The organism is Planktothrix sp. FACHB-1355, from assembly GCF_014748295.1.
Taxonomy (GTDB): Bacteria; Cyanobacteriota; Cyanobacteriia; order Cyanobacteriales; family Aerosakkonemataceae; genus Aerosakkonema; species Aerosakkonema funiforme_A.
In genome coordinates, this window is record NZ_JACJUP010000553.1 from 1 (window position 1) to 4312 (window position 4312).

General features: G+C 44.9%; 3 protein-coding genes and 1 pseudogene. 1 reads left to right on the forward strand and 3 read right to left on the reverse strand.

The window, feature by feature from the left end; genetic code table 11:
* Positions 1-568 (forward strand): annotated as a pseudogene (locus tag H6S82_RS20445) (hypothetical protein); the annotation flags it as partial.
* 74 nt (positions 569-642) lie between these two features.
* Here H6S82_RS20445 and H6S82_RS20450 read toward each other — a convergent pair.
* From H6S82_RS20450 to H6S82_RS20460, 3 genes are all read right to left on the reverse strand, one after another.
* Positions 643-1959, reverse strand: coding sequence for a DUF2330 domain-containing protein (locus H6S82_RS20450; RefSeq protein WP_190460811.1), 1317 nt, complete (start codon positions 1957-1959; stop codon positions 643-645).
* Between the two features lie 58 nt (positions 1960-2017).
* Positions 2018-2935, reverse strand: a complete 918-nt coding sequence (locus H6S82_RS20455; protein WP_190460817.1) for an RnfABCDGE type electron transport complex subunit D — start codon at positions 2933-2935, stop codon at positions 2018-2020.
* Between the two features lie 168 nt (positions 2936-3103).
* A complete protein-coding gene (locus H6S82_RS20460) occupies positions 3104-3835 on the reverse strand; it encodes a gamma-glutamyl-gamma-aminobutyrate hydrolase family protein (RefSeq protein ID WP_191056631.1) in 732 nt (243 codons plus the stop codon).
* Between the last annotated feature and the right edge of the window lie 477 nt (positions 3836-4312).

A 4312-nucleotide genomic window follows, 5' to 3' on the forward strand; every position in this document is an offset into this window, starting at 1 on the left:
CGACGCTCTTCCGATCTGTATTTTGTCTGGGTTTGGCGCTATAATAAACGATAACTGGTTGCCTGGAATTTACTTGATGCCGGAGTATCTCAGAACTGGCATTGTAGTAATTCACCAGTTACCTCGTACTCCTGAAACTCTCTGGTTAAGGATTTTGGGTAAAGGTAACGTCCAAAAGCAGGCAATTGATGAAATCGTCGCCCTGTCAGCAGATAACCCTTTACGTTCCAACGCCGTCAAGCTGCTGTATAACTTACGGAAAAACTTGCAAATTAATGACATTCCAGATGAAGAGGATAGGGAGTTAATTATGAGATTAGCACCACTTTACGAACAAGACCGCGAACGAGCTATCCAAGAAGGTATTCAGCAGGGTATTCAGCAGGGTATTCAGGCAGAAAGGCGTCAGATAGTAGAAAATTTGCTGCAAGTTCGATTTGGGTTATTGGACGAACAGCTAGCGGCAATTATCCCCCTCATATTGACTTTGCCGCCAGCAGAATTTACTCCCATGTTATTGCAATTATCCCGTGCAGAATTATTGGCTAGGTTTGCCGAACAAAACTAAGGCTTTGTTTCGACTATTGTCAGGTGCGTTACACTGCGTTAACGCACCCTACAACAATGACTAATGACAAATTACTAATTCCAAATATTTCGCCAAAAAGGTTGGGATTGATTTTGAGTTACGGGAAGCTTTTTGCGAATATCATTGATATTCCATCCAGTTAGCTTAGCTAAAGTTTGTGCTTCCTGTTCAAATCTTTGACCTAAAGATTTTTTGTATTGTTGACCTGCTTCACATCTGGCATCACCTTCAAAGGGATAGCGCAGAATATATCGTCCCTGGAATGTTTGGCGGTTTGCGGTTTCTTGGAACATCAAATCTTCGGGAAACTTATCGCGGGTATAGCGCACATGAAGGCGGGTAATAAAAACATTATTACCTCTGGCGGGAGTAAGCCAAAAAACACCAGCTTGTTTCAGTTCTTCTTGATTTAACGGTTCTGCCGAACAAGGGTCGCAGTTACTCATATCCCAGGCATATTCCATAAATGCTACTTTTTTGTCTTCTTGAGTGTAAGCTGTAGCAAACATGGCTTTGTAAAAATCGCCAAATTCTTTCTTGACAAAGACAGGAATTTCTGCATCTGATGGCACTTTGACTGTGCGGTAATTGGTAACTTCAGCTTGTCCTTTCGGCGATAAGATATACACAATTAAATCTTGCTCTGCGGTAGCGTTTACCATACCCAGACGAATCGGTAGCATAAATCTGGGCGATTCGTAGGCTATTTGTAGCGGTCGCAAATATTGATAACCGGATTTTTGAAATTCGGCGAGGTTGACTTTAGCAACGAAGAATTTCATGTTTTGCCGGATATAAGGTTGCAATAGTTGACTTGCACCCGCAGGAATTTTATAGCCGTTGCGGTTTAGCCAAGTTTGCAAACCATTTGATTCTGTAGCGCTTAAAATTAAAATGTCGTATTCTCCGACGCTGAAGCGAGATTCGACGGTGACACCAAAGGCGTTATCCTCATCCCTAGCCCTTCTTAATCGGGCTGCGTTCATTACTGCCCCTCCTCTTGTTACACCGCCTTCCGTCTCATAAACTGCACAAGGGTCTGGGTCGAAATATTCTACCAGTCGAGGCGCACTAAAAGCATCTAAACGTTCGATAATTTTGGGGTCGCCAACGCGCACTTGTTCTTGTTGTAAAACTACAGGAACGGGGACGACTAAGGCAAAGTCTTTGGCATTTCCTTGATAGTCGTTTGCCATTGTTAAAATAGTGTTGCTAGCATCGCGGGCGATGATTACTTGGGAAGCTTTGTTGTAAAGTTTGCTGTCTGCTTTGGCGACATAAAAACCGCAAAATGCCCAGGCTGTAGGGGCAAAGCAAATGACAGCTAGTAATGTTATAAGTGAAGTTATCAAAATACGAAATAGCTTCATAGTAAGTTCCTTTTTTTCAGTTACCCTTGGTAAGGTGGGCAGCGCCCACCCTACAATCCTATGTTGTTAATTGCTGTCTGCGGCTGAAGGATAAATTACTTTTGACAAATGACCAGGAAAATTTGGGTGCTGTCCAAAGGTAATCTAGAATAATTGTTAAGGGTGCAAGCGCAAACAATGCCCAAAATACTGCTGTGGAAAGGAAGAAGTAATTACGGAGGATAAAGGTTAGGAGGGCGATGCTGGCTGCCCATAACAAACGACTTATTTTGGCATTGGGAATTGAGCGGGGGTCGGTAATCATAAATAGGGCAAACAGTAATAATGACCCGCTCATTAACTTGTGGAAATATACGTCCCAAGTCCAACCGAGCCAAAGGTTGCGAATGGCTTCTAGTAAGGCGTAGGAACCTAAAAAAGCGGCGGTGGTGTCCCATCGCCCGACTCGTTTTAATATCATGCCGCCGGTGCCTAAAAATAAAAGTGCATACCACCAATCTTCTCCCCATTGTCCGGGTGAAACCCAGGCGTCTTTGGTGAAGGTGATAGCTGCAATGATGCCGAAGTTGGCGGGGTTAAAAAAATGCTTGTGATGGATTTGAAAAATAAATTTACTTAAGATTGCCAGGGATGCGGCGAGAATCATTGTGCTGTAATGTTCGGTTCGCAGTAAGAGAGAAAGGCTTAATGCGGTGATGGCGGCGCTGCGAAGTGAGGTCGATTTTTGGGGGTTGATTAAATTGAGGTTGGGTTGATGGGGGTAATTGTCCGATCGCTTCAGCAGATTTGCGATATTCTGTTTAAGGTGCGGGGCGATGGATGTGGCACGCTCTGCTAGCCATTGGGTTACCAGGCAGGTGACGATCGCAACTACAATTAACTCAGGCCGCAGTGTCCAGTCCCTTGTCCCAATGCCCAAGATGAGGAACAGGGATAAAAACAAAATTTGATAGTCTCGGATATCTTTTAGCAGCATTGCGCGTATCGGTAAAATTGCTTTGTTCTCAATTTAGATAACCCGAAGACCAAAATAGTTGCTGTGCAACAAAATTGTTACAGTTGTCACCAGTCAGTAGTCAGCAGTCAGTAGAAAAGAACAACTGACTGACTACTGACAATTCACAGCTAGACAACTCACCAAACTTCAGCCAGCTTTTTGAGAAAATGCGGCGTTTCGATGTGCTGCTGCTGTAACGAAGGTGCGGAAAATTTGCTGCTGGCGGGTGTCTTGGAGGGAGAGTTCTGGATGCCATTGCAGCGCTAGAGCCCACGGATGATGTTGATGTTCTAATGCTTCGATGACGCCATCAGATGCTTGGGCGGTAAGACGCCAGCTTGGTGGGATGGTGCTAGCTGCTTGATGGTGCCAAGAGACAATTTTTGCTTCTCCTGGGCCAATAATTGTGGCAAGGCGGCTATTTGGGGTAATTTGAACGTTATGCTCGCACGGACTCGCTTGTTCGGCACGGTGGACTGTGGTTTCGCCAAATTCATCGGGCAAATGGGTTACCAATTTACCGCCACTGGCGACTACCAGTATTTCTAAACCGCGACAGATGCCTAAGATGGGAATATCTGTTTCCAGAGCGAGTTGGGCTAGGGATAGCTCGAAGCGATCGCGCTCTGCGTCCACGTTATATATGCTAGGATGGGCTGCGCCGTTATAGGCGGCTGGGTCAATATCGCCCCCGCCTGGGAAGACAATCCCATCTACCCATTCCAGGATAGTAGCGAGGTTGGCTTCCCCTGGGGTTAGCAGCATGGGTAAACCACCAGCGAGGCGCACTGCGTCTACATATTCGCGCCGCACACAAAAGCTGGCAGTTTGACGTTGACTGGAGGTAGTGATGCCGATGAGCGGTGGATGAAATTTCATGCGATCGTCTCAGTTTATGATATTGGGCGGGCAACTAAATACTCAGCCCTGAAGATATTATTCCCCGCTCATGGAATATCTATATAGCTGGAGTCGATTTTAGATTAACGATCGTGGCCAGTTTGTATCCGCAGATACTTAGGCTATAAAAAAATGAAATTTCCCATTCTTCGGGGTTTAGCATCCGAATTCAGGCAAAATAAACTAAATTTTGACAAATGCACTTGCTGAATAGATTCCACTATCACTCAAAATAGAAGGAATGACTGAAGCAAAAATTTGCCTCAGTTTGACGCGCACAACTGCTGATGACCCAGGATTAGAAACATATCAATCCCTATGCTCAAACTCATCACTTTGCTGATTGCCAGTACGATGACTGTGATGGCTGGTGCGACAATTTCACCAGCTTTGCCCCAAATGCAGGAATTTTTTAACAACGAACCCAATTCAGAATTTTGGGTTAAACTTCTCTTG